This window comes from Oscillochloris sp. ZM17-4 (genome assembly GCF_019599295.1).
GTDB lineage: Bacteria > Chloroflexota > Chloroflexia > Chloroflexales > Chloroflexaceae > Oscillochloris.
Map to the genome: position 1 here is coordinate 10,532 of NZ_JAIEWN010000026.1, position 6,281 is coordinate 16,812.

General features: G+C 67.1%; 5 protein-coding genes. 3 read left to right on the plus strand and 2 right to left on the minus strand.

Annotation, left to right across the window (positions count from 1 at the left end; translation table 11 throughout):
- Nucleotides 1–1,581 (minus strand): hypothetical protein (locus K2Z83_RS17780; RefSeq protein WP_220596535.1); only part of this gene is annotated, 1,581 nt, incomplete at its 3' end.
- Between the two features lie 515 nt (nt 1,582–2,096).
- Here K2Z83_RS17780 and K2Z83_RS17785 point away from each other — a divergent pair.
- Complete coding sequence (locus tag K2Z83_RS17785) at nt 2,097–2,624, plus strand: hypothetical protein (protein WP_220596536.1); 528 nt, start codon at nt 2,097–2,099, stop codon at nt 2,622–2,624.
- A gap of 56 nt (nt 2,625–2,680) precedes the next feature.
- On the opposite strand, the gene K2Z83_RS17790 is transcribed toward K2Z83_RS17785, so the two are convergent.
- Complete coding sequence (locus K2Z83_RS17790; protein WP_220596537.1) at nt 2,681–3,601, minus strand: SCP2 sterol-binding domain-containing protein; 921 nt, start codon at nt 3,599–3,601, stop codon at nt 2,681–2,683.
- A gap of 186 nt (nt 3,602–3,787) precedes the next feature.
- Here K2Z83_RS17790 and K2Z83_RS17795 point away from each other — a divergent pair, with 186 nt between their 5' ends.
- Together K2Z83_RS17795 and K2Z83_RS17800 are read left to right on the plus strand one after the other, a co-directional pair.
- Complete coding sequence (locus K2Z83_RS17795; RefSeq protein WP_220596538.1) at nt 3,788–4,270, plus strand: MarR family winged helix-turn-helix transcriptional regulator; 483 nt, start codon at nt 3,788–3,790, stop codon at nt 4,268–4,270.
- Nucleotides 4,271–4,361: 91 nt separating this feature from the next.
- Entirely contained in the window at nt 4,362–6,206 is a 1,845-nt protein-coding gene (locus K2Z83_RS17800) for an ABC transporter ATP-binding protein (protein ID WP_220596584.1), read from the plus strand.
- Nucleotides 6,207–6,281: the final 75 nt, after the last annotated feature.

A 6,281-nucleotide genomic window follows, 5' to 3' on the forward strand; every position in this document is an offset into this window, starting at 1 on the left:
GACTACCTCGGCCAGCATCGCCCCCCAGATCCCGTCGAAGAAGATGTGCGACATATCGAAGATCGTGCTGTCGCCGGCGCGGATGATCGTCAGGGCGTGGTCGCCGCAGCCGCGGCGGGTGCGCCGGATCACGCCGAGGGGCTGGGCGAGATCGTGCTGGTCCCAGTTGACGATGATCGGCGCGGCGCGCAGCCGCTCAACCTCGGCGCGGGCGCTGACGCCGAGGGCTCCGCGCAGGCTGTCCTGGCGCCCGCGGGGCGCGGCGGCCAGCAGCAGATCGGCCCCGGGGGGGCCGGGATCGCCGGCGCGCAGGGGCCGCGCCCCACGCATTGCGGCGGCCACCAGGGCGCGGACCTGGGCCAGGGGCAGTGGACGCAGTCGCCCCACCCGGACTCCGGCCAGCCGCACCTCGCCGCGCCGATCGATCTGGGCCGGCTGCCCGTAGGAGTCGCCCCATGCGCCGGCGGCGTCGCGCCGCAGGGGCAGCGCCTGCCCCGGCCTGGCCGGGTCGCCGTCGCGCGGCGTAATCATCAGGTTGCCATCTTCGTCGCGCTCCCATGGCGCGATCAGGTGGTAGATGCCGCCGCAGACGAAGGCGACCTGGGCGTCGAGCAGATCCATCGGCGCGCGGCGGTCGCTGTAGCTCTCGGCGCGCAGCGTCTGGAGGAGGCTCATCTGCGCCTGGTATGCCGGCAGGTCGTGGGCGCGCCGCGTGGCGTAGCGCGCCTCGGCGCGGGTGCGCAGATCATCCGGCGCGGCGCGCAGCTGTCGATCGAGGAAGGCGTCGAAGCTGCGCCTGCGCGACTCGGCGTAGCCGAAGACTGGGCTGTTGGCCGGGCCAGCGTAGGGCCGGCGGGCGGCCCAGTCGGCGGCGATCCGGCCGAGGCCATGGGCGGCGCGTAGGCGCTCGGTCTCGGCGGCGATCTTCTGGGCGCGCTCCTCGGCCTTGCGCGGCAGGCGGCCCAGGCTGGCCTCGGCCATATCGGATAGGGCCAGATCGACGGAGCGCAGCATCACCCGCTCGTGCCACTCATTGGCCAGCAGATCGTCGTAGCTGAAGATCGTGTGGATAGCGGCGGCGACCCAGCAGGCCGCCGCGTCGGCATCGGCGACGCTGGCGGCGACGCCGCGCGTCTCCACCGAGTGGCGGGCGGCATCCTCGCGCAGGCCGAACTCGGTGTAGAACTGCCAGGTGCCGTTGGGGAAGGCGCTGTCGATGTCTTTGCCGGCCAGGGTCAGCAGGCGCTGGTAGCCATAGATGATCATAGCCGGGGCGGCCAGGAAGGTGCCGTAGAGCCCGATCTGGCGCGTCTCGCGGAAGAGCACCCGCAGGTCGCCGCTCACCTGATCGCCGTCGAGGTCGCGCCCCTTCAGCTGGAGCAGTCCCTGGAGTAGAAACCCCGGCAGGTTCGAGGCTGGGAATATCTCGGCGATCTCGCGCTTGAGCGCCCGGACCTGGGGGACGCCAAGGCCGCTGATGCTGGCGAGGCTGGTGTCGTCCGCCGCGCTATCGAGCGACTGGAGAGTCTGCTGGATAGTAGGCTGGTGGCGAGGGTCTGGCTGGCGCGCCGATGGGGCCATAGTGCGCTGTCGCGCAGGGGGCAGGCAATCGGAGAGCGTGGACGTGTGACGCCTCAGCGATCGACCGCGTCCCATACGCTTAAGCGCATGCCTGATCCTGCACTATATATAGGGGTGCTATCCTGCTCTGCTCAGGCTCCGCTGCTCATAGCTACGATCATCAGTAGTATAGCACAGGGGGGGCGCTTGGCCATTCGGCTCGTGCGGGGCGTTGGTGCATACAACAGAATCGGTCATTTTTTGTTGCCAGCAGATACAGTGTGCGGGCAGTGCAGGAGGGAATGTGGTACGATGACGCTGCGGGCCGAAGCAGACTGTCAAGCTGATTCGGCCCTTCTGAAACCTTGTCTTGACGAAAAAACCAACCTTTGCTATACTTCAGAACAAATAAGCGTCAGCACAAAAGAGCGACTTCTCCACAGAATACTATCCACAACACCACTGGAGAGATAACCGCTATCCGTGTATTCGCTCTCCAGTCATTGTTGTTTGCTGTCTGCAAGGAGGGATCTGTCATGGCCGTCACCAGTCGCGATCTTCGGAATGAGCGCCGCCCTGCAGTCAGCATCCCTCGCGGCAACGTCGGCTCCATCGCCTATATTGTCACCGGAATCCTCGCCATGCTCGCGGCCTATGTGCTCCTGAGCAGCGTGATCGGCTGGGGGCGCACGCTGATCGACGATATGCGCTACGGGCGACCGCGCACCTTCCACCTGACGGAGAACGTCGGGCGGCCGGAGGAGGCCAGCGCGCCCACACACCTGATCGCGATGAATCTTGATCGACAGGTCGTGATCCTGGAGATCCCCGGCGGTGACGCCACCAAAACCCGCGCGCTGCCGGGGCCATACCTCTTCGGGGCCGGCGAGGATCTGACGCCGGTGACGATGCGCCTCACCGATGTGAATAGCGATGGCGCGCCCGACCTGATCGTCCGAGTGAAGGATGAGGAGATGGTCTACGCAAACCGGGACGGCTCCTTCAACCTGATCACGGCCGAGGAGCGGCAGCAGCTCATGCAGCAGGGGATGGGCGGACAGTGATTGTAGATTGTAGATTGTAGATTGGCACCAGGGCTCAATCTGCAATCTGCAATCATCTAGGTCGGATTGAAGAGTCGCGGGATGCGCGTGGCGAGGCGCAGGTTGCCCCGGATGCGCAGGTGCCCGAGCAGGACGCTCTTGATGAGGTTCGCCCGCAGCGTGACCACCTGACAGAGCAGGTCGGCGCTGGCGAAGCTCATGGTCACATCGGCGGTGCGAACCGTGCCGATGCGCCCCTCACCGCCCGCAGGATCGACCCGGATAAACCAGCTCCCGCCGCCCTGCCCCTCGACATTGAACGCCAGGACGGCGTGCAGGCTCCCCCCGCGCTCGGGCCAGTAGGCCAGGCCCATGGTGTGGAATGCGCGGGTGAGCTGGCGGCGCATCATGCCAGGGTTATAGAAGCTCCAGATGCTCTGAGCGCCTGCGCCCACCGCCACCTGGGAGCCATGGATGATCCCGGCGTGGACGAGGGAGGCGCCAAGGATCTCGGCGACCGTCGGGAGCCCGCCGTAGTAGGGGGTCTGAACCTGCATCGCCAGCTGGCCGGGGCTGAGCCGCGAGGCGATCGCTGCCGCGCGAGTGAGGGCGTCCAGCAGCGAGCTGGTGATCGCGGCCGGGCCGAGGGACAGGCGCGCGTCGATCGCGGCGCGGTTCGCGGCGGGCAGGTCGGTGCGCCGGGCGATGCCGGAGATAGCGATCGGCCCGCCGGCTATGGCCTGCTCCACGCTGGTGTTAAAGACGCCGGCCGCCGCGTCGAGGTGGGCCAGGGTCTCGATCAGCGTCCACCCCGAGGGGCGGCGCTCTGTGCGGCGGGACCACGCATCATCTGGGATACGCCGCAGGTAGCCGGCGTAGATCTCGCGCAGCTCCAGCAGGTCTGCGGCGAGCGTGTAGCCGGCAAAGGCACCGATTCGATCATCAAAGATATGGGCAGGCGCGGCAGCGGCGGCGGCGCGCTGATCCTCTGCGATCATTGGGCGTTCTCCTTCCCACAACTCGACTCCACACATGACGCGCCTGTAGTAGTATAGCATGGGCATCTGAATGCCCCTGTCTGCGGGTGGCCTCGCGCCCGCCCTGCGGCGAAACTCCCTGGCTTGACGAAATATCCGCCTGTGGTACCATTCCATGAGAAGAATTAGTTAGATAAACTAACAGATATGCAGCTCACGATCACAAACGCGCACCGCTTCCTCCAGCTTCTAGAGCGCATGCGCCACCAGCGCGCCGGGCCAGCCCTTGAGCGGCTCGGCGCGCTGGGCCTCACGCACTCGCACATGCGCCTGCTGCGTATGCTCGCGCCCGACCACAAGCTGGCCATGAAGGAGATCGCCGACCGACTCCAGCTCACGCCACCCTCGGTGACGGCGCTCACCCGGCGTCTCGTGGCGACCGGGCTGATCGAACGGCGTCACCACGTCGACGATAGCCGGGTCGTGCTGCTCTCGCTAACCGACGCCGGGCGCGACCTGCACCAGCAGCTCTACCACGAGCAGCTCCAGGCCATGGCGAATCTGCTCGCCGGCCTCTCTGATGAGGAGCAGCAGCTCTTTCTCGACCTGCTGGACCGCGCGGTGACCTTCGCTAGCGGCGGATCGCCTGACAGAAAGTGCCCACAGAGCCGCTATCTGGCAGAGACGTAAGGGCGCAGCAGCGCGTCTGCTGTGGCCCCTCGTACGAGCGCAGCCGCCCGCGCTGCTGCGCCCCGACAAGGAACTTAATGTGCAAGCTCAGATGAACCCCGGCGTGCGCCGCGGCCCGCGACAGCCCGGCGCGCCGCGCGGCGCCCTCGGCCGCGCCATCGGCTACCTCGGCAACCACCGCCGCAACGTCGCCATCACCTACGGCGCCCTGGCCGTGGCCACCGCCGCCCAGCTCGCCGTGCCGCAGCTGGTGCAGAACATGATCGACGCCGTCACCGCCGGGTTTGTCCCCGGCGCGAGCCCGAACACTGGCGTGTCGCTGGTGATCAACGCGGCCCTGCTGATCGTCCTCTTCGCGGTCATGCGCGGAGTCTTCTCCTTCGCCCAGGCCTTTATGTCACAGAAGACCTCGCAGGATGTGGCCTTCGACCTGCGCAACGCGATCTTCGCCCGCGTGCAGCGGCTCTCCTTCAGCTACTACGACCAGAACCAGACCGGGCAGCTCATGATCCGGGCCACCGACGATGTCGAGCGGCTGCGCATCTTCGTGGCCCAGGGTCTCGTGCTGGCCGCACAGTCCTTCCTGCTGCTGATCGGCGCCCTCGTGGTGCTCGCGATCACCAACTGGTCGCTGACCCTCGTGGTGCTGCCGCTGCTGCCGATCGCCATGGTGCTCTTTATGGGCTTCGGCAAGGTGACGCAGCCGCTGTTTATGATCATCCAGGCCAAGCTCTCGGCGCTGAACACCATCCTCCAGGAGAACCTAGCCGGGATCAAGGTGGTCAAGGCCTTCACCCGCGAGCCCCACGAGGTCAAGCGCTTCGATGTGGCGGCCACCGAGCTAATGGAGCAGCAGCTGCGGGTCAACCGGGTCTTCTCCTTCCTGTTCCCAGTGATCTTCCTGGTGGCCCAGCTGGGCCAGGCGGCCATCCTCTACTTCGGCGGCGCACAGATCCTGGGCGGCACACTCAACCTGGGCGAGTACCAGAAGTTCAGCCTCTACCTGGTCTACGTCTTCTTCCCGATGGGCCAGCTGGGCATGATCGTCGCGCTGATGGCCCAGGCCTCCGCCTCGGCGGGGCGGATCTTCGAGGTGCTCGACGCCAAGAGCGAGATCACCGATAAGCCCGGTGCCACCGAGCTGCCGCAGATCAATGGCCACGTCGAGTTCCGCGACGTCACCTTCCGCTACATCGGCAGCAGCGACCCGGTGCTGAAGGAGGTGAGCTTCGTGGCCGAGCCAGGCCAGACAGTCGCCCTGCTGGGGGCCACCGGCAGCGGCAAGACGACGATCATCAACATGCTGCCGCGCTTCTACGACGCGGCCGAGGGGGCCATCCTGATCGACGGCCACGACGTGCGCGACGTGACGATCGACAGCCTGCGCTCGCAGATCGGGATCGTGCTCCAGGAGACGAACCTGTTCAGCGGCAGCATCCGCGACAACATCGCCTTCGGCCGCTCGGACGCCAGCGACGACGAGGTGATCGCGGCGGCGCAGGCCGCCTCGGCCCACGAGTTTATCATGGGCTTCCCCGACGGCTATAACACCAAGGTCGGCGAGCGCGGCACCACGCTCTCGGGCGGCCAGAAGCAGCGGGTGGCGATCGCCCGCGCCCTGCTGCTCAGCCCGCGCCTGCTTATCCTCGACGACAGCACCAGCAGCGTGGACATGCAGACCGAGCACCATATCCAGCAGGCCCTCGACCAGCTGATGCGCGGGCGCACCAGCTTCGTGATCGCCCAGCGTATCAGCACGGTGCTCAACGCCGACCAGATCCTGGTGCTCGACAAGGGCCAGGTGGTCGCCCACGGCAAGCACGAGGATCTGATGGAGGACAGCCCGATCTACGCCGAGATCTACAGCTCGCAGCTGCTCGGCGACGCCGAGCCGACGGTGGCCACGGCCGCATCGGGCGGGCGGGGCCGCATGTAGGGCCGAAGCATTCGCCCCTGGGGAAATGGCGACCCGCGCGGGCGCGGCGGACGTAGGGCCGAAGCATTCGCCCCT